General features: G+C 68.1%; 20 protein-coding genes. 14 read left to right on the forward strand and 6 right to left on the reverse strand.

The features are described from left to right. Window positions 1-239: 239 nt before the first annotated feature. The 5 genes from AC57B5_RS18910 to AC57B5_RS18930 all read left to right on the forward strand — a co-directional run bounded on the left by AC57B5_RS18910 (window position 240) and on the right by AC57B5_RS18930 (window position 5,740). Window positions 240-1,985 (forward strand): GMC family oxidoreductase, encoded by a 1,746-nt coding sequence (locus AC57B5_RS18910; protein ID WP_496400866.1) that lies wholly within the window; start codon window positions 240-242, stop codon window positions 1,983-1,985. Window positions 1,986-2,356: 371 nt separating this feature from the next. Continuing rightward, on the forward strand, window positions 2,357-3,115 hold the full coding sequence (locus AC57B5_RS18915) for a sulfite exporter TauE/SafE family protein (RefSeq protein ID WP_013800226.1): 759 nt from the start codon (window positions 2,357-2,359) through the stop codon (window positions 3,113-3,115). Between the two features lie 251 nt (window positions 3,116-3,366). Then, window positions 3,367-4,137: an ABC transporter substrate-binding protein gene (locus AC57B5_RS18920; protein WP_043821856.1), complete on the forward strand. Its 771-nt coding sequence runs from the start codon at window positions 3,367-3,369 to the stop codon at window positions 4,135-4,137. A 65-nt stretch (window positions 4,138-4,202) separates the two neighbouring features. Next, window positions 4,203-4,985 carry an amino acid ABC transporter permease gene (locus AC57B5_RS18925; RefSeq protein WP_012202298.1) on the forward strand — a complete coding sequence of 261 codons (783 nt, stop codon included), beginning with the start codon at window positions 4,203-4,205 and terminating at the stop codon, window positions 4,983-4,985. Next, window positions 4,982-5,740, forward strand: a complete 759-nt coding sequence (locus tag AC57B5_RS18930) for an amino acid ABC transporter ATP-binding protein (protein WP_012202297.1) — start codon at window positions 4,982-4,984, stop codon at window positions 5,738-5,740. The genes AC57B5_RS18925 and AC57B5_RS18930 overlap by 4 nt, the downstream gene beginning before the upstream one ends. 68 nt (window positions 5,741-5,808) lie before the next feature. On the opposite strand, the gene mrdA is transcribed toward AC57B5_RS18930, so the two are convergent. From mrdA to AC57B5_RS18950, 4 genes are all read right to left on the reverse strand, one after another. Beyond that, complete coding sequence (gene mrdA, locus AC57B5_RS18935; RefSeq protein ID WP_097204528.1) at window positions 5,809-7,854, reverse strand: penicillin-binding protein 2; 2,046 nt, start codon at window positions 7,852-7,854, stop codon at window positions 5,809-5,811. Between the two features lie 13 nt (window positions 7,855-7,867). Beyond that, window positions 7,868-8,386 carry a rod shape-determining protein MreD gene (mreD, locus tag AC57B5_RS18940; protein ID WP_013800223.1) on the reverse strand — a complete coding sequence of 173 codons (519 nt, stop codon included), beginning with the start codon at window positions 8,384-8,386 and terminating at the stop codon, window positions 7,868-7,870. Further along, on the reverse strand, window positions 8,383-9,444 hold the full coding sequence (mreC, locus tag AC57B5_RS18945; protein ID WP_199961546.1) for a rod shape-determining protein MreC: 1,062 nt from the start codon (window positions 9,442-9,444) through the stop codon (window positions 8,383-8,385). Before mreC ends, mreD begins: the two co-directional genes overlap by 4 nt. 184 nt (window positions 9,445-9,628) lie before the next feature. After that, window positions 9,629-10,672: a rod shape-determining protein gene (locus tag AC57B5_RS18950; protein ID WP_012202293.1), complete on the reverse strand. Its 1,044-nt coding sequence runs from the start codon at window positions 10,670-10,672 to the stop codon at window positions 9,629-9,631. A 212-nt stretch (window positions 10,673-10,884) separates the two neighbouring features. On the opposite strand from AC57B5_RS18950, the gene gatC reads away from it, so the two are divergent. The 3 genes from gatC to gatB are packed head-to-tail and all read left to right on the forward strand — an operon-like array spanning window position 10,885 to window position 14,185. Beyond that, complete coding sequence (gene gatC / locus AC57B5_RS18955; RefSeq protein ID WP_012202292.1) at window positions 10,885-11,184, forward strand: Asp-tRNA(Asn)/Glu-tRNA(Gln) amidotransferase subunit GatC; 300 nt, start codon at window positions 10,885-10,887, stop codon at window positions 11,182-11,184. A 52-nt stretch (window positions 11,185-11,236) separates the two neighbouring features. Next, window positions 11,237-12,733 carry an Asp-tRNA(Asn)/Glu-tRNA(Gln) amidotransferase subunit GatA gene (gene gatA, locus AC57B5_RS18960; protein ID WP_192368702.1) on the forward strand — a complete coding sequence of 499 codons (1,497 nt, stop codon included), beginning with the start codon at window positions 11,237-11,239 and terminating at the stop codon, window positions 12,731-12,733. Window positions 12,734-12,739: 6 nt separating this feature from the next. Further along, on the forward strand, window positions 12,740-14,185 hold the full coding sequence (gene gatB / locus AC57B5_RS18965; protein ID WP_496400132.1) for an Asp-tRNA(Asn)/Glu-tRNA(Gln) amidotransferase subunit GatB: 1,446 nt from the start codon (window positions 12,740-12,742) through the stop codon (window positions 14,183-14,185). Between the two features lie 44 nt (window positions 14,186-14,229). Here the strand turns inward: gatB and AC57B5_RS18970 are convergent, their stop codons facing one another. After that, window positions 14,230-15,201: a tripartite tricarboxylate transporter substrate binding protein gene (locus tag AC57B5_RS18970; protein WP_448676125.1), complete on the reverse strand. Its 972-nt coding sequence runs from the start codon at window positions 15,199-15,201 to the stop codon at window positions 14,230-14,232. Between the two features lie 127 nt (window positions 15,202-15,328). Here AC57B5_RS18970 and AC57B5_RS18975 point away from each other — a divergent pair, with 127 nt between their 5' ends. Together AC57B5_RS18975 and AC57B5_RS18980 are read left to right on the forward strand one after the other, a co-directional pair. After that, window positions 15,329-16,552, forward strand: a complete 1,224-nt coding sequence (locus AC57B5_RS18975; protein WP_492386182.1) for a serine hydrolase — start codon at window positions 15,329-15,331, stop codon at window positions 16,550-16,552. 130 nt (window positions 16,553-16,682) lie between these two features. After that, window positions 16,683-17,903 carry an HPP family protein gene (locus AC57B5_RS18980; protein WP_496400133.1) on the forward strand — a complete coding sequence of 407 codons (1,221 nt, stop codon included), beginning with the start codon at window positions 16,683-16,685 and terminating at the stop codon, window positions 17,901-17,903. A gap of 10 nt (window positions 17,904-17,913) precedes the next feature. Here AC57B5_RS18980 and serA read toward each other — a convergent pair whose 3' ends face one another. Continuing rightward, on the reverse strand, window positions 17,914-19,143 hold the full coding sequence (gene serA, locus AC57B5_RS18985; protein ID WP_496400134.1) for a phosphoglycerate dehydrogenase: 1,230 nt from the start codon (window positions 19,141-19,143) through the stop codon (window positions 17,914-17,916). A gap of 358 nt (window positions 19,144-19,501) precedes the next feature. On the opposite strand from serA, the gene AC57B5_RS18990 reads away from it, so the two are divergent. From AC57B5_RS18990 to AC57B5_RS19005, 4 genes are all read left to right on the forward strand, one after another. Beyond that, entirely contained in the window at window positions 19,502-20,464 is a 963-nt protein-coding gene (locus AC57B5_RS18990) for a hypothetical protein (RefSeq protein ID WP_012202285.1), read from the forward strand. 49 nt (window positions 20,465-20,513) lie between these two features. Further along, on the forward strand, window positions 20,514-21,077 hold the full coding sequence (locus tag AC57B5_RS18995; protein ID WP_034397858.1) for a nitroreductase family protein: 564 nt from the start codon (window positions 20,514-20,516) through the stop codon (window positions 21,075-21,077). 122 nt (window positions 21,078-21,199) lie between these two features. Beyond that, window positions 21,200-21,436, forward strand: a complete 237-nt coding sequence (locus AC57B5_RS19000) for a hypothetical protein (protein WP_013800215.1) — start codon at window positions 21,200-21,202, stop codon at window positions 21,434-21,436. 76 nt (window positions 21,437-21,512) lie between these two features. After that, window positions 21,513-21,866 carry a hypothetical protein gene (locus AC57B5_RS19005; protein WP_496400135.1) on the forward strand — a complete coding sequence of 118 codons (354 nt, stop codon included), beginning with the start codon at window positions 21,513-21,515 and terminating at the stop codon, window positions 21,864-21,866. The last annotated feature ends 2 nt before the right edge of the window (window positions 21,867-21,868 follow it).

The following is a 21,868-nucleotide window of genomic DNA, read 5'->3' on the forward strand; positions in this document are numbered from 1 at the left end:
GAGCGGCACGGGCCGCAGATTGCCTGGCGGCGCCGTGCGCACGACAGCTTTGCCCTACGCGTGCAATTTTTATCAAAAAACCAGCGCGACAGCCATGACTGCTGCATGCGTTGCTGCAAAAAAAGGAGTCCAGCGCGCTTTCCCTCTCGACAGTGCGCATGCCGTCCGCACAATGGGCCGAAGCACCAACCCCGGCTCCCAAGGACGTTCCGGCCCGCAGCGGACGCCCGCCCATCTCCATGAGCAACACCACCTTCGACTACATCGTCATCGGCGCCGGCACGGCGGGCGCCCTCCTGGCCAACAGGCTTTCGCGCGATGGCCGCAGCCGCGTTCTGCTGATCGAGGCGGGCGCCAAGGACGACTACCACTGGATCCACATCCCCGTGGGCTACCTGTACTGCATCGGCAATCCGCGCACCGACTGGCTCTACCAGACCGAGCCCGACGCAGGGCTCAACGGCCGCAGCCTGCGCTATCCGCGCGGCAAGACGCTGGGCGGCTGCTCCAGCATCAACGGCATGATCTATATGCGCGGCCAGGCCCGCGACTACGACAGCTGGGCCGAGCTGACCGGGGACGACGCCTGGCGCTGGGACCAGGTGCTGCCGGCCTTCCGCCAGCATGAAAGCCATTGGCGGCTTGATGCCGGCGGCAACGCCGATGCAGGCTTTCGTGCCCTGCACGGCGGCACGGGCACAGGCGGCAGCGCTGAATGGCGCGTGGAGCGGCAGCGCCTGCGCTGGGACATCCTGGACGCCTTTGCCGAAGCCGCCCAGCAGGCCGGCATTCCGGCCACCGAGGACTTCAACGGCGGCAGCAACGAGGGGGTGGGCTACTTCGAGGTCAACCAAAAGGGCGGCCTGCGCTGGAACACCGCCAAGGCCTTCCTGCGGCCCACCTGCTATGGCCGCCCCAATTTCGAGCTGTGGACCCATGCCCAGGTCAGCCAGTTGCTGTTCGAACAGCTGCCCGCCGGCGGCCTGCGCTGCAGCGGCGCCCAGGTCTGGACCGGCTCGGAAATGGTCAATGTGCAGGCAAGCCAGGAGGTGCTGCTGTGCGCGGGCGCCGTCAACTCCCCGCAGATTCTGCAGCTGTCGGGCATCGGTCCGGGCGCGCTGCTGCAGAACCACGGCATTGCCGTGCGCCACGACCTGCCCGGCGTGGGCGAGAACCTGCAGGACCATCTGCAGATCCGCTCGGTCTACAAGATCAAGGGCGCGCGCACGCTCAACACCATGGCCAATTCGCTGTGGGGCAAGGCCGGCATCGGCCTGGAATACCTGCTGCGCCGCAGCGGGCCGATGAGCATGGCGCCCTCCCAGCTGGGGGCCTTCACGCGCAGCAGCCCGCAGCAGGCGCACCCCAATATCCAGTACCACGTGCAGCCGCTGTCGCTGGACGCCTTCGGCGAGCCGCTGCACGGTTTTCCGGCCTTCACGGCCAGCGTCTGCAACCTCAATCCCACGAGCCGGGGCACGGTGCGCATCCACAGCGGGGACTTCCGCCAGGCGCCGGCCATTGCGCCGCACTACCTGTCCACACCCGAGGACCGGCAGGTGGCCGCCGACAGCCTGCGCGTGACACGCCGCATCGTCGGCCAGAGCGCCCTGGCGCGCTTCGCCCCCGAGGAATGGAAGCCCGGCGTGCAGTACCAGAGCGACGAGGATCTGGCGCGCCTGGCCGGCGACATCGCCACCACCATCTTCCACCCCGTGGGCACGACGAAGATGGGCCGCGCCGACGACCCCATGGCCGTGCTGGACAGCCGCCTGCGCGTGCGCGGCGTACAGGGGCTGCGCGTGATCGATGCAGGCGCCATGCCGCGCATCACCAGCGGCAACACCAACAGCCCGACGCTGATGATGGCGGAGAAGGCCGCCGGCTGGATTCTTGCGGACCGGCAGGGGCAGGCAGGGATAACGACAGCGACAACGACAGCGACGGCGGCACCAGCCGACGCAGCGGTGGCGATGGCCGCCTGAGGGGCGGCAAGCCCGGGCGGGCCAGGGTTGTTGTGGGCAGAAACAGATCGATGAGGAACGAATGGTCGCCCGGGCGTCAAAGCCGCGGCGCCCGGTGTTCACGGCCCTTTGCTGGTGCAATCCCGCACTTTTGCGGTAACTGCGGGAAATCCCCGATGCACCACCCAGGTGCGACCATTAAAGTCCACCCACTCTCGCGGCACCACAGTGCTGCACAAGAGGGGCCGAGGAGACAACTCGTACACAACCAGATCAACATTCATAAATAGCATCCCAAGATGCATTTCCCAGAGCGCCGGCAAGTCCGGCGCTTTTTTTATGCCTGCGGCCAGCCTGCTGCGGCACCTGGGCGGTGCGACAATCGCCGCCCTATGGAATGGATCATCGTCTCGCTGGCCTCGATGCTGGCCGGCTTCGTGGACGCCATCGTGGGCGGCGGGGGCCTCATCTTGCTGCCCGCGCTGTTCGCCACCTTCCCCACCGCACCGCCCGCCACGCTGCTGGGCACCAACAAGAGCGCCTCGGTCTGGGGCACGGCCATGTCCACCTGGCAGTACGGCCGCAAGGTGCAGTTGCCCTGGCGCGCGATGATGCCGGCGGCCTGCGTGGGCATGGCGGGCTCTTTTGCGGGCGCCTGGGCCGTCACGCAGATCTCCCCCGATTTCCTGCGCCGGCTGCTGCCGCTGGTGCTGCTGGGCGTGCTGGTCTACACGCTGGCGCGCAAGGACATGGGCCGCCACCACACGCCGCACTATTCGGGCCGCGCCGAGACGCTGATCGCCTGCGCCATCGGCCTGGTGATTGGCTTCTACGACGGTTTCTTCGGCCCCGGCACGGGCAGCTTCTTCGTGTTCCTGTTCGTGCGGCTGATGGGCTATGACTTCCTGAATGCGTCGGCCTCGGCCAAGCTGCTGAACATGGCCACCAACCTGGCTGCGCTGGCGCTGTTCGCGCTCAAGGGCCATATCTGGTGGCACCTGGCCGTGCCCATGGCGGTGGCCAATGTGCTGGGCGCCATGCTGGGCACGCACATGGCCCTGCGCCATGGAACGGGCTTTGTGCGCGGCATTTTCATCGGCGTGGTGAGCCTGCTGATCCTCAAGACCGGCTACGACGCCTTCATCGCCTGAGCGCGGGCCTGCGGCGTTCGCAACACCTGCCATCGGCGTTGGCGACGGCAACCTTCTATAATTGCCGACTTTTCGCCTTGAGCTGCGGCGGCTGGTGCATGTCGCACCCCTGCCAGCGGCCGTACCCGACCAGCCGACCAGCCGCAAAAAACCGGCCCCGCCGTCCATGGCCCATGCACTGATGCGTGCCTTGGCGCTTTCTTCATGCTGCGGCGCCGGGGTCAGGTCTTGAGCGACAGCCCAGGAGTTCCATGAAACGCTTTACCGTCATCGCCGCCGCCGCGCTGGCCCTGTGGACCGCCGCCGGCGTTCAGGCCCGCCCCTTCGACGCCATCCAGAAGGAAGGCACGCTGCGCCTGGCCACCGAGGGCTACTACGCGCCCTTCGCCCATTTCGAGGGCAAGCAGCTGACCGGCTTCGAAGTCGAGCTGGCCCAGATGATGGCCGCCAAGATGGGCGTGAAGTACGAGTGGAAGACCATCAGCTTCGACGCCCTGCTCACCGGCCTGCAGCAGGACCGCTGGGATCTGGTGATCTCCTCGCACGGCATCACGCCCGAGCGCGAGAAGGCCGTGACCTTCACCCAGCCCCACTACTGCTCTGGCGCCATCGTGATGTCGCTGGACCCGGCCATCCGCTCGGGCAAGGACCTGGCAGGCAAGACGGTGTCGGTGCAGACCGGCACCACCTATATGCAGTACATGGAGAAGAACCTGCCCGGCATCAAGCGCCTGGTCAACTTCCCCACCAACGAGGCCGCCCGCAATGCGCTGCTGTCCAAGCGGGTGGACGCCTGGGTGACCGAACGCTTCATCGCCAAGGAACTGCAGCAAAAGAACCCCAATGCCCAGCTCAAGCAGGGCGAGTTGCTGCTGGTCGAGCGCATTGCCGCCGCCGTGGCCAAGGACAACAAGTCGCTGGCCGATGCCTGGAACAAGGCCTTCAAGGAAGCCCTGGCCGACGGCAGCTACGCCAAGCTGTCGCAGAAATACTTCCACGAAGACATCCGCTGCCCTGACTGAGGCCCCGGGCAGATCTGCCCGACCGGCGCCCACTTGCAGGGCGCCTTTTTGTTTCTAGCCCACCTATGCTTACCGTCCTCTGGCCCGCCCACTGGAGCCGCTCGCAGCGCAGCAACGCCACCCTGGTCACGGCCCTGCTGCTGATGGTGCTCGTGGTTTCGCTGCTGGGGCAACTGCTGTCCCTGCTGCCCGAGCCCATAGGCTCCAATGCCGACACCTTCGCCGAAGGCGCGCGCACCACGCTGTACCTGACGCTGGTCAGCGGCGCCGCCGGCCTGGTGCTGGGCATCGCCGCCGCGCTGGCGCGCACCTCGCGCACGGCCGCCCTGCGCTGGGCCGCGGGCTTCTACGTCTGGGCGATCCGCGGCACGCCGCTGCTGGTGCAGATCCTGTTCATCTACTTCGCGCTGCCGGTGCTGATCCCGGGCCTGAACCTGCCCGACTTCGCAGCCGCCTGCATTGCACTGGCGCTGAACGTGGGCGCCTACAACGCCGAAGCCGTGCGCGCCGGCCTGCAGGCCGTGCCGCGCGGCCAGGCCGAGGCCGCACGCGCCCTGGGCCTGCCGCGCATCTGCGTCTTCATGGACGTGGTGTTCCCGCAGGCCTTCAAGATCTCGCTGCCGCCGCTGGTGAGCAACTTCGTGGCCCTGCTCAAGGATTCGTCGCTGGCGTACGCCATCGGCGTGGTGGAGCTGACCAATGTGGGCAACCGCATCCAGTCGGCCACCTTCCAGCCCGTGGAGACCCTGGTCACCGTGGGCGTGACCTACCTGGTGCTGACCACGCTGGTGACCCAGGTCACGGCTGCCGTGGAGTACCGCTTCGACGTGGAGGGCCGCCACAAATGAGCGCCGACAAGCTGGCACGGGGCATGCCCTACATCGTGGCCGAGAAGGTCACCAAGTCCTTCGGCAGCCACCAGGTGCTCAAGGGCGTTTCCACGCAGTTCTGCACGGGCGAGGTGACGGTGATCATCGGCGCCTCAGGCTCGGGCAAGTCCACGCTGCTGCGCGCCATCAACCGGCTGGAGCCGCATGATGGCGGGCGCATCACCATCGACGGCGTCGAAGTCACCGACAACGAAGCCACGCTGCAAAAGCAGCGCTGCGAAGTGGGCATGGTGTTCCAGCAGTTCAACCTGTTCGGCCACATGACGGTGCTGGACAACGTGACCCTGGCGCCGCGCCGCATCCACAAGACGCCGCGCGCCCAGGCCAATGCCAAGGCCATGGCCCTGCTGGAGCGCGTGGGCATGCAGGCCCATGCCCACAAGTACCCGTGGCAGCTGTCGGGCGGCCAGCAGCAGCGCGTGGCCATTGCCCGCGCCCTGGCCATGGAGCCGCAGGTGATGCTGTTCGACGAGCCCACCAGCGCGCTGGACCCGGAGATGGTGCAGGAAGTGCTGGACGTGATGCGCGAGCTGGCACGCGGCGGCATGACCATGATCGTGGTCACCCACGAAATGGGCTTCGCCCGCGAGGTCGCCGACCGCGTGATGTTCTTCGACCAGGGCTGCATCGCCCACGAGGCACCGCCCGCCGAGTTCTTCGGCAACCCGGCCAGCGAGCGGATCGCGGCGTTCATCGGGCGCATGGGGCATTGAGGCCTGGGCCTGCGCACGCAGGCTGCTCAAGAAAACAAAGAGCCGGCAATGCCGGCTCTTTTGCTTTCTCAATCCTCCAGCTCGCCAGCAGACGGCGGCGGCAGCGCGGCAGCGCGGTTGGATGCCACGGGCACCGATGCCTCGGGCGGCTCGTAGCGCGGCAGGCCGGGCAGGTTCACGGTTTCTGCGTCCAGCGTGATTTCGGAGACGCGGCGCGGGGCGCCTATGGGCACGCCGGCCTGGCCCTTGCGCATGGCGGCCATGTCCTCCAGGCTGGGGTAGCGGCCCAGCAGCCAGTAGTCGAACACGCGGCGTGCCAGCGGCGCGGCAGCGGCGGCGCCAAAGCCGGCGTTCTCCACGATGACGGCGACGGCGATGGTGGGGTTGTCGGCCGGCGCGTAGGCGATGTACAGCGAGTGGTCGCGCTGGAACTCGGACAGGCGCGAGGCGTTGTACTTCTCGTTCTGGCGCACGCCCACGGCCTGAGCCGTGCCGGTCTTGCCGGTGGAGGTGTAGGGCGCGTTGCCGAAGATGCCGCGCGAGGTGCCCTCCACCGTCACGGCGGCCACGGCGGCGCGCACGGCTTCCACGTTCTCGGGCTTGTAGCCCATGCTGGTGCCGGGGTCCTTGTTGATGGCCGAGAACTGCTGCGTCACGGCATCGACACGGCCCACGGCCAGGTGGGGCCGGTGCTTGACGCCCTTGGCCGCCAGCGTGGACATGGCGTTGGCCAGTTGCAGGATGGTGAAGTTGTTGTAGCCCTGGCCGATGCCCAGCGAGATGGTCTCGCCCGCGTACCACTTCTTCTGCTCGGGCCGCTTGTAGGTGTTGCGCTTCCACTCGGTGCTGGGCAGCACGCCGCGCGCCTCGCCGCGCACGTCGATGCCGGTGATCTGGCCGAAGCCCAGCGGCTTCATGTAGTCGTGGATCATGTCCACGCCCATGTCGTTGGCCAGCATGTAGTAGTACACGTTGGACGACTTGATGATGGAGCGGCGCAGGTTGGTCGGCCCGTTGGGGTGGCCCGAGCGGAAGGTGTGGCCGCCGAAGGTCCAGCTGCCGTTGTCCATGATGGTGGTGTCGGGACGGCGCTTGCCCGACTCCAGCGCGGCAATCGCCATGAAGGGCTTGTAGGTGGAGCCCGGCGGATAGGTGCCCCGCAGCGCGCGGTTGAGCAGCGGGCGGTTGATGGATTCGTTGAGCGCGGTCCAGCTTTCCTGGTCGATGCCATCGACGAAGAGATTCAGGTCGAAGGTCGGGCGGCTGACCATGGCCAGCAGCTCGCCGCTGCGCGGATCGATGGCCACCAGGGCGCCACGGCGGTCGCCGTACAGCTCCTCCACCATGCGCTGCAGCTTGATGTCCAGCGACAGCACCAGGCTGTCGCCGGGCGTGGCGGGACGGCTGCCGAGCTTGCGCACGGCATGGCCGCCGGCCGAGGTTTCCATCTCTTCCCAGCCGGTCTGGCCGTGCAGGTCGGTTTCGTAGCTCTGCTCCACGCCCAGCTTGCCGATGACGTCGGTGCCCCGGTAGTTGGCGGCGTCGTCGGAGTCTTCCAGCGCCTCTTTCTCGCGCTGGTTGATACGGCCGATGTAGCCGATGACGTGGCTGGCCGTGTCCTGCATGGGGTAGGTGCGAAACAGCCGCGCCTTGATGTCCACGCCCGGGAAGCGATAGCGCTGCGCGGCGAAGCGCGCGACCTCGTCATCGGTCAGGCGCGTGCGGATGGGCAGGGAGTCGAAGCTGCGGGAATCATCCACCAGGCGCTTGAACTTGCGGCGGTCGCGCGGCGTGATCTCGACGATCTCGGCCAGGCCGTCGATGGTCTCTTCCAGGTTGCCCGCGCGCGAGGGCATGATCTCCAGCGTATAGGCCGAGTAGTTGGTGGCCAGCACCACGCCGTTGCGGTCCAGGATCTGGCCCCGGTTGGGCACGATGGGCACCACGGCCGTGCGATTGCTTTCGGCGCGCTCGGCCAGCTCCTCATGGCGCTGCACCTGCAGCACCAGCAAGCGAGCCACCACCAGCCCGAAGGCCAGCAGCACCACCACGCTCATCACCCATGCGCGCAACCTGAATCGCTGCAGCTCGGCTTCTGTATTGCGGATTTCCATCACGCGTCAAGCCTCACAGGGGACGGTTCTCGTCACTGTCCGGCGGACGGCGCTGCGGCGCCAGCAGCAGGCCGCTGACCAGGGGCCACAGCAGGGCCTCGATCAAGGGAGCCACCACCACCAGCGGGCCGGGCACGATGCCGCCGGCCACCATGCGCAGCAGCACCTGCAGGCCGTGCACGACGGCGAACAGGGGCAGCAGGTGCAGCGCCTGCACGGGCGTGGAGAACCAGGACAGGCGCCGGCCCATGGCGCCGGCCGCGAACACCAGCAGCGCATAGGCCAGAGCATGCTGGCCCAGCAGGGAGGAGCGGTCCACATCCATGCACAGGCCCAGCAAAAAGGCCACGCCCATGCCCACGCGCTGGGGCTGGTTCAGCGCCCAGAAGGCCAGCAGCACCATCAGCAGGTCGGGCTGCCAGGCCTGGCGGCCCAGCGGCAGCATGTTGAGTGCCAGCGCCGCCAGCAGGCTGACGACGATGAACAGGGGGTTGACCGGCAGCAGCAGCTGCTGGCCGCGCGGCATGATCATGCGGGCTCCTTCCTGGCGGAGGCGGGTGCGGCGGGAGCAGCGGGTGCGGCAGGCGTGGCCGGTGCATCTGTCTTGCCGGCCTTGGAGGCTTCCTTGCCCTTGCCGTCCTTGGCCTTGTCTTTTTCCTTGCCCTTGTCTTTTTCCTTGCCCTTGCCGGCGCGCAGGGGTTCGGCTGCGCCTTCCGCCTCGGGATGGGTGGCGCGGTCCAGCGGCTTGAGCACCACCACGTGGCGCACGCCCTGCACGCGGCCCACGGGCTCGCAGTAGATGCGCGAGAAGGCCGAGTCGGCGCGGCGCTCCACCGAGACCACCTTGGCCACGGGCAGGCCCGGCGGGTACAGGCCATCGACACCGCTGGTGGTCAGCAGGTCGCCTTCCTGGACATCGGCATTGCTGGGCATGAAGCGCAGCTCTATGCCGCCGGTGCGCAGCGGCGACGGATCGCCATAGGCCACGCTGCGCGCGCCGGTGCGCGGGTTGAAGACGGGAATGGCCTGGTCGCGGTCGATGAGCAGGGTGACTTCGGCACGCAGCGGATACACGCGCGTGACCTGGCCGACCACGCCCTTTTCATCGAGCACGGGCGAGCCCTGGTCGATGCCATCCACCTGGCCGCGGTCGATGACCACGCGGCGCGTATAGAGGTCGGGGCTGTCGTAGACCACCTCGGCAGCGGTGCCGGGCGTGGTGAGGCGATCGCGCAGCTGCAGCAGCTCGCGCAGGTGGTCGTTTTCCTGGATCAGCTCGTCGGCCAGCGATGCACGCTGGGCCATGGCCACCAGTTCCTTGCGCGCGGCCTGTTCGCGGGCCTGGGCATCGTCCAGCGAGCCCAGGTAGCGGCTGGCGTCGTGCACGGCCTGCACCGGCTTGAGCATCACCCATTGCACGGGGTACAGCACGGTGGCCACGGCCACGCGCACGGGATCGGTGATCCTGAAACGCGCATCGGCCACCATCAGAAACAGCGCCAGGGCGCTGTACAGGGCCAGTTGCGAGACCCGCGAGGGCCGCCGCTTGAACAGCGAGGGCGCCGAGTGGTCCAGGGTATTGGGATTCATGCCGCCCTCCCGCGTGGCAGGGCCTGCCCTGCCGCACTTGCTGCAGCCTGGAAAGCACGGGCCGGTCCCGGTGCGAAGGAAGGCAGGGCAAGCATGCAGGTCACCACGGAAGGGGGAGAAAAATCGTTGCAGTCAGACGGCTGAGGCCCCGGGCCCGCGACAACGGGCCCCGGCCTGCGCCGCATCAGTCGCTGGTGAAGATGCTGCCCTGGCGGTCCATGGTCTCCAGCGCCATGCCGCAGCCGCGCACCACGCAGGTCAGCGGCTCTTCGGCCACCAGCACGGGCAGGCCGGTTTCTTCGGCCAGCAGGCGGTCCAGGTCACGCAGCAGCGCGCCGCCGCCGGTGAGCATCATGCCGCGCTCGGCAATGTCGGCGCCCAGCTCGGGCGGTGTCTGCTCCAGCGCGTTCTTGACGGCGCTGACGATCTGGTTGAGCGGATCGGTCAGGGCTTCCAGCACCTCGTTGGACGAGATGGTGAAGCTGCGCGGCACGCCTTCGGAGAGGTTGCGGCCCTTGACTTCCATCTCCTTGACTTCGGAGCCGGGGAAGGCCGAGCCGATGTTCTTCTTGATGGACTCGGCCGTGGGCTCGCCGATCAGCATGCCGTAGTTGCGGCGGATGTAGCTGATGATGGCTTCGTCGAACTTGTCGCCGCCCACGCGCACGGAGCCCTTGTAGACCATGCCGCCCAGCGAGATCACGCCGACTTCGGTGGTGCCGCCACCGATGTCCACCACCATCGAGCCCGAAGCCTCGGACACCGGCAGGCCGGCGCCGATGCCGGCAGCCATGGGTTCCTCGATCAGGTAGACGGAGGTGGCGCCTGCCGCCTCGGCCGCGTCCTTGATGGCGCGGCGCTCGACCTGGGTGGAGCCGCAGGGCACGCAGATGATGATGCGCGGGCTGGGCGTGAGCACCGAGCGCGGATGCACCATCTTGATGAACTGCTTGATCATCTGCTCCGTGATGACGAAGTCGGCAATCACGCCGTCCTTCATCGGGCGGATGGCCTCGATGTTGCCGGGCACCTTGCCCAGCATGGCCTTGGCCTCGCGGCCCACCGCCTGGATCACCTTCTTGCCGTGCGGCCCGCCTTCGTGGCGGATGGCGACAACGGAGGGTTCGTCCAGAACAATGCCCTTGTCGCGGGCGAAAATCAGGGTGTTGGCTGTGCCAAGATCAATGGCAAGGTCGGTGGAGAAATACCGACGGAAAGCTCCGAACATTACGAGAGTCCTCTCAGGCACGGCATGCTCGTCGGCCTGCCATCGCCGGGATGAAAGTTAGGGAGTCTGGATGGGGTTGGCTTTTCGCACAATGACCGGCTCGGAGAGGGTATTGCGGCAAAGCCGAGATAATACCGTATCCCCTGTGAATAACTTCTACTGCCGGGGCTTGAAATACGGGTTTACATCCCGTTGCCCCCTTCAAAAATCCTATGGCACTGAACGCACAAGACATCGCACGCATCGCGAACCTGGCACGACTTGAGCTCTCCTCCACCGAGAGTGAGCGCATGCTAGGCCAGCTCAATGATTTTTTCGGCATCGTGGAGAAGATGCAGGCTGTGGATACTTCAGGCGTCAGCCCGCTGTCACATCCGGTCGCCGCCATCCAGGACATTGCCCTGCGTCTTCGCGAGGACATTGCCAGCGAGCCCGACCAGCGCGACGCCAACCAGCGCAGCGCACCGGCCGTCGAGCGCGGCCTGTTCCTGGTCCCCAAGGTGATCGAGTAAGCGCCGCGCGCCCTCGTCACTGGCATCCGTCCCCGTTTTCCGCACCCCATACATGACCCAGCAAACCACTGATCTGCACACGCTCGGCGTGTCGGCCCTGTCGGCCCTGCTGCGCGAGCGCAAGCTCGGCGCCGTCGAAGCCGCCCAGCATTTCCTGGCCCGCGCCCAGGCGCACCAGAACCTGGGCGCCTTCGTCAGCATCGACGAAGAGGCCACCCTGGCCCAGGCCCGCGCTGCCGACGCCCTGATTGCCCAGGGCAAGGGCGGCCGCCTGGCTGGCGTGCCCATTGCGCACAAGGACATCTTCGTCACGCGCGACTTCCCGACCACGGCCTCCAGCAAGATGCTGGCCGGCTACCGCTCGCCCTTCGACGCCACCGTGGTGACGCGCCTGGCCGAGGCCGGCGCCGTGACGCTGGGCAAGCTCAACTGCGATGAATTCGCCATGGGCTCGGCCAACGAGAACTCGGCCATCGCGCCCGTGGGCTTCGACGCCCCCGCGCCCGTGCGCAACCCCTGGAACACGGACCGCGTGCCCGGCGGCTCCTCGGGCGGCTCGGCCGTGGCCGTGGCCGCCGGCCTGGCGCCCGCCGTCACCGGCACCGACACGGGCGGCTCCATCCGCCAGCCCGCATCGTTTTGCGGCATCACGGGCATCAAGCCCACCTATGGCCGCGCCAGCCGCTACGGCATGATCGCCTTCGCCTCCAGCCTGGACCAGGCCGGTCCCATGGGCAAGAGCGCCGAGGACTGCGCCCTGCTGCTGTCCGAGATGTGCGGCCCCGACCTGGACCGCGACTCCACCAGCCTGGACGTGCCCGCCGAGGACTTCACGACCCGCCTGAACGACGGCATCGAAGGCCTGCGCATCGGCATCCCCGCCGAGTTCTTCGGCGAAGGCCTGTCGGCCGACGTGCGCGCCGCCGTGGATGGCGCGCTCAAGGAATACGAGAAGCTGGGCGCCCGCCTGGTGCCCATCTCGCTGCCACGCACCGAGCTGTCGATTCCCGTGTACTACATCCTGGCCCCAGCCGAGGCATCGTCCAACCTGTCGCGCTTCGATGGCGTGAAGTTCGGCCACCGCGCCAAGAACTACACGGACCTGGTGGACATGTACAAGAAGACCCGTGCCGAAGGCTTCGGCGACGAGGTCAAGCGCCGCATCATGATCGGCGCCTATGTGCTGTCCGAGGGCTACTACGACGCCTACTACCTGCAGGCGCAGAAGATCCGCCGCATGATCGCCGACGACTTCCAGGCCGCCTTCCAGCAGTGCGACGTGATCGCCGGCCCCGCCGCGCCCACCGTGGCCTGGCAACTGGGCGGAAAGAGCGACCCGCTGGCCAACTACCTGGCCGACATCTTCACGCTGCCCGCATCGCTGGCCGGCCTGCCCGGCATGAGCGTGCCCGCAGGCTTTGGCGAGGCCGGCATGCCCGTGGGCCTGCAGCTGATCGGCAACTACTTCAAGGAAGGCCAGCTGCTCAACGCCGCCCACCGCTTCCAGCAGGCCACCGACTTCCACCTTCAAGCTCCGAAGGGCATCTGAGACCCCATGACCGCGAAACTCATCCAGGGCTATGAAGTCGTCATCGGCTTCGAGACCCACGCCCAGCTGGCCACCCAGTCCAAGATCTTCAGCCGCGCCAGCACCGCCTTCGGCGCCGAGCCCAACACCCAGGCCTGCGCCGTGGACATGGCGCTGCCCGGCACGCTGCCGGTGATGAACAAAAAGGCCGTCGAGTGCGCCATCCGGCTCGGCCTGGCGCTGGGCTCGCACATTGCGCCGCGCAGCATCTTCGCGCGCAAGAACTACTTCTACCCCGACCTGCCCAAGGGCTACCAGATCTCGCAGTTCGAGATTCCCGTGGTCCAGGGCGGCGAAGTGTCCTTCTTCCTCGGCGACGAGAAGAAGACCATCCACCTGGTGCGCGCCCACCTGGAGGAAGACGCCGGCAAGTCGCTGCACGAGGACTTCATCGGCCAGTCGGGCATCGATCTGAACCGCGCCGGCACGCCGCTGCTGGAGATCGTGACCGAGCCCGACATCCGCAGCACGGAAGAAGCCGTGGCCTACGCCAAGACGCTGCACCAGATCGTGACCTGGATCGGCATCTGCGACGGCAACATGCAGGAAGGGAGCTTCCGCTGCGACGCCAACGTCTCCGTGCGCAAGCCCGGCCAGCCGCTGGGCACGCGCCGCGAGATCAAGAACCTCAACAGCTTCAAGAACATGCAGCTGGCCATCGACTACGAGATCCGCTGGCAGATCGAGGAAATCGAGGACGGCCGCCGCATCCAGCAGGCCACCGTGCTGTTCGACCCCGACACGGGCGAGACGCGCTCCATGCGCACCAAGGAAGACGCGGCCGACTACCGCTACTTCCCCGACCCGGACCTGCCGCCGCTGGTGGTCGCGCCCGAGTGGGTGGAACAGGTCAGGGCCGACATGCCCGAACTGCCGCGCGCCATGGCCGCGCGCTTTGTCGAGCAGTACGCCCTGCCCGAGTACGACGCCACCACGCTGACGCAAAGCCAGGCCATGGCCGCCTACTTCGAGGACACGGCCCGGGCCTGCAATGCGCCCAAGCTGGCCAGCAACTGGATCATGGGCGAGATCTCGCGCCGCCTGAACACCGAGGAAATCGGCATGGAGGCCGCCAAGGTCTCCAGCGCCCAGCTGGCCGCGCTGATCCAGCGCATCGGCGACGGCACCATCTCCAACAACGCCGCCAAGCAGGTCTTCGAGGCGCTGTGGAGCGGTGAAGGCAGCGATGTCGATGCCATCATCGAGGCCAAGGGCCTCAAGCAGATGAACGACACGGGCGCCATGGAGAAGATCATCGACGAGGTGATCGCCGCCAACCCGGCCAACGTGGAGCAGTACCGCGCAGGCAAGGACAAGGCCTTCAACGCCCTGGTCGGCCAGGTCATGAAGGCTTCCAAGGGCAAGGCCAACCCGGCGCAGGTCAACGAGCTGCTCAAGGCCAAGCTGGCCTGACCGGCCGCAGCGGGCGCCCCCACGCGCTCCGGGGGGCGCCTGCCTCAATCCACCGAGGCGCCTGATTGCCGCACGGCCTGGCCCCACTGCGTGATCTCCGAGGCCACGAAGGCATCCATCTCCCGGGGCGTGGTGGGTGCAGCCTCCGATCCCCGGTCGCTGATGAACTTGCGCATCTCGGGGCTGCGCAGAATGGCCACGGCCTCGCGGTTGAGCCGGTCGATCACTTCCTGCGGCGTGCCCCTGGGGGCCATCAGGCCCAGCCAGCCCACGGCCTCGAAGCCCCGGAACTCGGGCAGGCCCGATTCGGCAATGGCCGGCACCTCGGGCAGCTGGCTGGAGCGGGCGCTGGAGGTCACACCCAGCGGCACCGCCTTGCCCGCCTGGATATTGGGCAGGGCGGCCGTCACCGAATCCACCATCAGCGGCACCTGGCCGCCCACGAAGTCCGCCTGCGCGGGGCCGCTGCCCTTGTAGGGGATGTGCTCTATCTGTATCTTGGCGCGCGCCTTGACCATCTCGGCGCTCAGGTGCTGGGTGCCGCCGATGCCGGCGCTGGCGTAGTTCCAGCGGCCCGGCTCGGCACGCGCCTTGTCCACCAGATCTTTCATGGATTGGATGCCAGCACCCGGGTGCGCCAGGAACACCAGCGGCACCTTGGCGATCAGCGTGATGCCCACCAGGTCGGTGCGCGGGTCGAAATTCACCTTCTTGTACAGCGTCTGGTTCACGGCCATGGCACTGCCGGCCACGAGCAGCGTGTAGCCGTCGGCCGGGCTGCGCACCACCTGCTCGCTGCCGATGTTGCTGCCGGCCCCGGCCTTGTTCTCCACCACCAGCGGCTGGCCCAGCTTCTGGGCGAGCTTTTCCGCCAGCGCGCGCGCAAAGATGTCCGTGGCCTGCCCGGGCGGGAAGGGCACGACCAGGCGGATGGGCTTGTCGGGATAGGCGGCGCTGGCCGGCATGGCAAAGGCGGCGGCCGCGCAGGCGGCGGCGGCCAGAATGATCTGCTTCATGGTGTCGTTGTCTCCTGCGGGCCAGTTTAGCGGCGGCATGCCCGCTGCACCCGCACGCCGCTGTCCCGCAGCCAACAGCGCACCAGGCCATCTGCCGGAACAATCGGCGCACACCACAGGAGACTCCATGACCGCCAGCACCGACCGCCTGCACATCCCCGGCCTGCCCTGGGCCGACTCCCCTGAAACCGTGGGCCTGGGCAGCGCGCGCCTGGCGCGCCTGTCGGCCCGTCTGCAGCGCGGCGTGGACACCGGCGAGATCCCGGGCGCCGTGGCCCTGGTGGCACGGCGCGGCAAGCTGGCCTACCTGGAGAGCTTCGGCCTGCTGGACCCCGAGGCCGGCACGGCCATGCGGCCCGATGCCATCTTCCGCATCGCCTCCATGAGCAAGCCCATCACCTCGCTGGCCATCATGATGTTGGCCGAGCAGGGGCGGCTGTCCATCATCGAGCCTGTGGAGCAGTACCTGCCCGAGCTGGCCGCGCTGCGCGTGGGCCTGGAGCGCGCGCCGCTGGCACGCTCCATCACGCTGCAGGACCTGCTGCGCCACACCTCCGGCATTCCCTACGGATTCGCCGGCACCGAACACCCCATCAAGAAGATGTACCTGGATGCGGGCCTGTTCAGCGGCAAGTTCACCAATGCGCAGTTCATCACCAAGCTCGCGCAGCTGCCGCTGGTGGCCCAGCCCGGCGAGACCTGGGAATACGGCATGTCCACCGACGTGCTGGGCCGCGTGGTCGAGGTGGTCAGCGGCCAGACGCTGGCCGCCTTCGTGCGCGAGCACATCACGGGGCCGCTGGGCATGGCCGACACGGGCTTTCATGCACCCGACAGCGAGATCGCACGGGCCGCCCGGCCCCAGCCCGAAGGGCCGCAGAAACAGATGCCGCCCATCCCCCCGGTCACGCGCGCCATGATGTTCGAGTCGGGCGGCGGCGGCATGGTCTCGACCATGGCCGACTATGCGCGGCTGTGCCTGTTCTGGTGCAACGGCGGCACGCTGGACGGCGTGCGCCTGGTCTCGCGCAAGACCGTGGAGCTGATGACCACCAACCACCTGCCCGCCAGCGTGCGCATGGGGCCGGACATGGCGTACTTCGGCGCCCAGCTGCCCTCGCCCGAGGTGGGCCAGGGCTTCGGCCTGGGCTTTGCGGTGCGCACGGCGCCCGGCCTCAACCCGCTGCCGGGCAGCGTGGGCGACTTTTCATGGAGCGGCATCTACGGCACCTTCTTCTGGGTGGATCCGAAGGAGGATTTGTTCGCCATCCTCATGATGCAGTCCATGGCCCAGCGCATTCCCTACCGCTGGGTGATGCGCGAGGGCGTGTACCAGTCCGTGGTGGACTGAATCTTCCAGATTTGCACCAAGGCAGTGCAAAGCCCATGCTGCCAGCAAGAGTGGCGTCCCTTCCTAAAATGACGCGCTTTTGCAGCCCTCCCCGGGGCCGTGCAGGCAAAGACAAAAAGACAACAAGGCCATGGGCTGGAACAGAAAAGCATGGGGGCCGGTGGTGCCACGCCCCGCGCCTGCGGACATGTGGCGCGTGGCCATGGGCTCCATCGTGGGCATGGGGCTGGCCACGGCCCTGGTCTGGCTGGCGCATGCGGGCACCTGGGATCTTCCCCTGCGCCTGTTCGCGCCACTGGGTGCCACGGCCGTCCTGTTGTTCGCCGTGCCCACCAGCCCGCTGGCCCAGCCCTGGTCCTGCGTGGTGGGCAATACGGTGTCGGCGCTCTGGGCCCTGTTCGTGCTGCAGTGGTGCCCGCCCCAGCTGGCCCCTGCGCTGGCCGTGGGTGGCGCCATAGGCTGCATGCTGCTGACGCGCTCGCTACATCCGCCGGGTGGCGCCATGGCCCTGCTGACGGTGCTCAACGCCAAGGCCTCGCTGGCCGCCGGCTGGATGCTGCCCTTCCTGCCCGTGGGCGCGCTGACACTGGGGCTGGTCCTGGCGGCCACGGCGCTCCACCGCGCCACGGGCCGGCGCTATCCCCACCATGCCGACACGGCGCCCAAGGCCGCGCCCGCCGATGCGGCCCACCGCCATGCCTCGCGCCTGGGCCTGTCCCATGCCGATCTGGAGGGGCTGCTGCTGCGCTTCGGCCAGGAAAACAACCTGGAAGCCGATGACCTGGCCGAGCTGCTGGCCGCCGCCGAGGAAACCGCCATCGAGCACCGCCTGGGCGGCGTGCGCTGCGCCCAGCTGATGACGCGCGATCCCGTGAGCTGCTCCATGGACGACGACGTGCACGCCGTGGCCGCACGCTTTCGCGCGCACCCGGCCAAGAGCCTGCCGGTGCTGGACGCCGATGGCGGCCTGGCCGGCACGGTCTCCCGTGCCGAGCTGTACGAGTGGCTGTGGATGAGCCCCGTGCGCCCGGCCGAATCTGCGGCAAAACCTTCTTTGTTGAACTGGCTGGGCCAGCGCCTGCCCGGCAAGACACGGGCCGCGCCCCGCCTGTCGGAGCTGCCCCAGCTGGTTCATGCGCCTGAACTCAGCGTGGACGAAGACACGCCCGTGGGCCAGCTGCTGGACGCCCTGGCCCGGCACAGCGTGCCCTGCATTCCCGTGATGCGCGAAGGCCGGCTGACCGGCCTGATCACGCGCACGGATCTGATGCGGCTGCTGCTGCAGCCGGGCAGACAGGGCGACCCGGCAATGCGCCAGTTTCAGGAAGTGCGCCCAAGCGCAGCTTCCTGAAACCTGGCCATCAGAACAGCACGCGGCAGCGGATGGTGCCCGGAACCTGGGTCAACTTTTCCACGGCCAGACCCGAGGACTGGGCCGCCAGGTCGATCACCACATAGCCCACCTTCTCGTCGGTGCGCAGGTACTGGCCGGCGATGTTGATGCCGTTCTCGGCAAACACCTGGTTGATGGCCGACAGCACGCCGGGCTGGTTGTGGTGCACGTGCAGGATGCGGTTCTGGCCGGGGTGGGCGGGCAGCGCCACTTCGGGGAAGTTCACCGCCGAGGTGGTGGTGCCGTTGTCGCTGTACTTGACCAGCTTCTCGGCCACTTCCAGGCCGATGTTGGCCTGGGCCTCCATGGTGGAGCCGCCCACGTGCGGGGTCAGGATGACGTTGTCCAGGCCGCGCAGGGGCGAGACGAATTCATCCTTGTTGCTGCGCGGCTCGGTGGGGAACACGTCGATGGCGGCACCCAGCAGCTTGCCGGCCTTCAGGGCCTTGGCCAGCGGCTCGATTTCCACCACGGTGCCGCGCGAGGCATTGATCAGGATGGCGCCGGGCTTCATGGCCGCGATTTCCTTGGCGCCGATCATCCACTGGGTGGAGGGCAGCTCGGGCACGTGCAGGGTGACGATGTCGCTGCCGGCCAGCAGATCGGCCAGCGATGCGGCCTGGCGCGCATTGCCCAGCGGCAGCTTGGTGGACACGTCATGGAACAGCACCTGCATGCCCACCGACTCGGCCATCACCGACAGCTGGGTGCCGATGGAGCCGTAGCCCACGATGCCCAGCGTCTTGCCGCGGATTTCGTAGGAATTCTCGGCGCTCTTGAGCCAGCCGCCGCGGTGGGCGGAGGCGTTCTTGGCAGGCACGCCGCGCAGCAGCAGGATGGCTTCGGCCAGCACCAGCTCGGCCACCGAGCGCGTATTGGAGTAAGGCGCGTTGAAGACCACCACGCCGCGCTCGCGCGCCGCGTCCAGGTCCACCTGGTTGGTGCCGATGCAAAAGCAGCCCACGGCCACGAGCTTTTGCGCGGCGGCAAACACGTCGGCCGTCAGCTGCGTGCGCGAACGGATGCCGACGAAGTGCACGTCGGCGATCTTGCGCTTGAGCTCCTCGCCTTCCAGCGCGCCCGTCACGGTCTCCACATTGGTGTAGCCCGCATTGCGCAGCACTTCGAGTGCGGAAGGATGGATGCCTTCGAGCAGCAGGAACTTGATCTTCGATTTATCCAGCGACGTTTTGGTCATGGGCGAGCCCTCTCTAGTCAGTCAGAAATCAGAGCGAGCATTACAGCGGATTCGGGAAGCCGCTACAGCCGGTAGGCCCAAAGCCCGCGCGCCCGCAAGCGGGAGAACCATGCGCCCTGCGGCCATGAACGCCCCGCCATTCGGCAGGCGCTCATTGCAGAACGGCGCATGCAACGGGAGCACATGCACACTTCGAGATTGGCGCGAAATGTAAAACATTGAGAACCGGTGCGCCCGTGCGCGGCAGCCTTCCTAGAATTCGCGCGTCTGTGTCCGGCGCTTTCAAATCAATAGCAACAGAACAGGCCTGCAGGCGGGCCGGACACGCCCTTGTTTTACGAACCAACCGAGGATTCCGATGATTACAAACATGCTGCGCAGGATCGAGGACCTGCTGGTGCAGGTGGTGCGCGTGGTGCTGCTGGTGTTCTCCCTGCTCGTGCTGGTGGGCATGGCACTGTGGACCTGGGAGAGCTTCAGGCCCGGCAAGGCCGAGGCGCCCCAGGCCGTGGCCCAGGAATTGAACTGGAAGGACGCCAGGCCCGACCTGCAGTTCGTCGTGGACGAAACCAGCCGCGACCTGGGCGCGGGCGGCGGCGAACCCGCCATGGAAAAGCGCCTGGCCGATCCGGCGCTGCGCCCCGCCTTCCAGAAGGCCGACGCCCTGGTGCGCGCCTACGTGAACAAGGATCCCGCGCGGCGCGAGCGCACCGAACGGGACAACCAGGCCCGGGGCCTGGCGCCGCTGCACCCGCTGCTGCAAGGCGACGCCCTGCCGTCCGAGGCCGATGTGCAGCGCCGCATCCAGGAGCGCGGGCAGCGCGAAGGCGATGCCGGGGCCGTGGATGCGGCGGCCGACGCAGCGGCTGCCGCAGCCGCCTCCACCGGCGAGGAGGACGGCTGGATGGTCGAGCCCGTGGATACCGCCGCCGCCATCCATGAGCGCGCCCAGGCCGCCGAGCTGGAGCACGGCAAGGGCGCTTATGCGGCCTATGTGCAGGGCCTGCCCGCCGCGCTGGAGCAGGTCTTCGGCAATGCCGCCCTGGAGCCGCGGCTGCAGGCGCAGACGGCCCAGCAGATCCTGTCCACGGTGCTGCTGAACTACACGCTGTCCCTGGACAATGCGGCGCGCGCGCTGCGCGGCGAGGACAGCCACGGCAGCAGCTCCTGGAAGGAGCGCTTCGGCGCCGTGGAGACGGCCTTCTGGAGCATGCTGATGTCATTCCTCGTGCTGGTGGTGATGGTGCTGGTCTTCATCCGCATGGAGCGCCACCTGCGCGTGATCAGCCAGCAGCATGGCCAGGCACCGCGCCAGCCCTGAGGCCTTGCGCTATCGTTGCCGCTTTCCTTTCTGCTTGCCGCCCATCCGCATGACACGCAACACCACCACCCCCATCCATCCGCAATTCCTGGGCCGCATGTCGCCGCGCGCCTTCAAGCCGGAGGCACTGAGCCAGGCCCAGATCGAGCAACTGGCCGACGCCGCGCGCTGGGCGCCTTCGGCCAGCAACAAGCAGCCCTGGCACTTTGCCTATGCGCTGCGCGGCGATGCGAACTGGCAGGCCTTCAGCACCATTCCCAACGAGTTCAACCGCCGCTGGTGCCTGGAGGCGGGCGCGCTGATCGTGCTGATGTCCGACCGCCAGGCCTCGCCCGGCAAGCACAGCTTCGACGCGGGCTGCGCCTGGGGCTACCTGGCGCTGGAAGCCCACGCCATGGGCCTGGCCACGCACGCCATGGGCGGCTTCTCGGCCGACGCCGCACGCGAGGTGCTGCGCCTGCCCGAGCACCTGGAGCCCGAGGTGGTGATCGCCGTGGGCTGGCGCGGCGATGCGGCCACCCTGCCCGACGATCTGCGCGAGCGCGAGGTGCCCTCGCCCCGCAAGCCGCTGGCTGAAGTGCTGAGCGCCGGCCCCGTGGCCACGGGCGGCTGACGGCGGGTTCCAAGTCCTACGCCGCTTTGCGGGGATGCCCCGGATGGCCTGCCCAGGCCCCGGGGCTACACTGGTCCACAGGCCTGCGGCGCAGCAGGCGTCCATGACCCCAAGGAGTTGCCATGACCCCATCCACCAGCCCCAATCTCGACAAGCTGCGCAACATCGTCCAGAAGTTCGGCGCCAGCTCCTTCACCACGGACCAGGTGGCCAGCGAATACGACGACGCTCCGGCCACGGCGGAAAGCACCGAGCAATTCGACGCCCTGCTGCAGCGCCACGCGGCCGTGCTGGGCATCCATGCCGTGCCCGGAAGCGGCGGCCAGGGCCACGGCGCCACCGTCTGGCAGCCGGCCTGAGCGCGCAGGCGGCGCAAAGCACGGCGCCGCTACACTCGCTGCGGCCGGCACGGTGCCGGCGCGCAGTTTCCTTTTGATGTCCTCACTCTCTCCCCATACCTGGCTGCAGCTGTCCGTGGCAGCCAGCGCCTTGCTGGTGCTCGCCTCCATCGGCTGGGTCTGGCACGGCACGCGCGCCCTGCCCGCGGATTCGCGCGATGGCCGCAGCGCCCGGCGCATGGCGGCCCTGTTCGCCCTGGGCGCCCTGGCCTGGCTGGCCTACGGCCTGTACACGGGCTATGCCGTGCTGTGGAAGGCCGACGCGCTGATGCTGTTCGCCCAGCAAGGCGCGCTGCTGCGCCTGCCGTTTCTGCTCGGCGGACTGGCCTGGGTGGCCGCGCTGCTGGTCACGCGCGTGCTGCGCATGCTGGGCCGGGCCGGATCGGCATGAGC

The sequence above is a fragment of the Delftia sp. BGA-UO-ETr-SB1 genome, assembly GCF_059567865.1.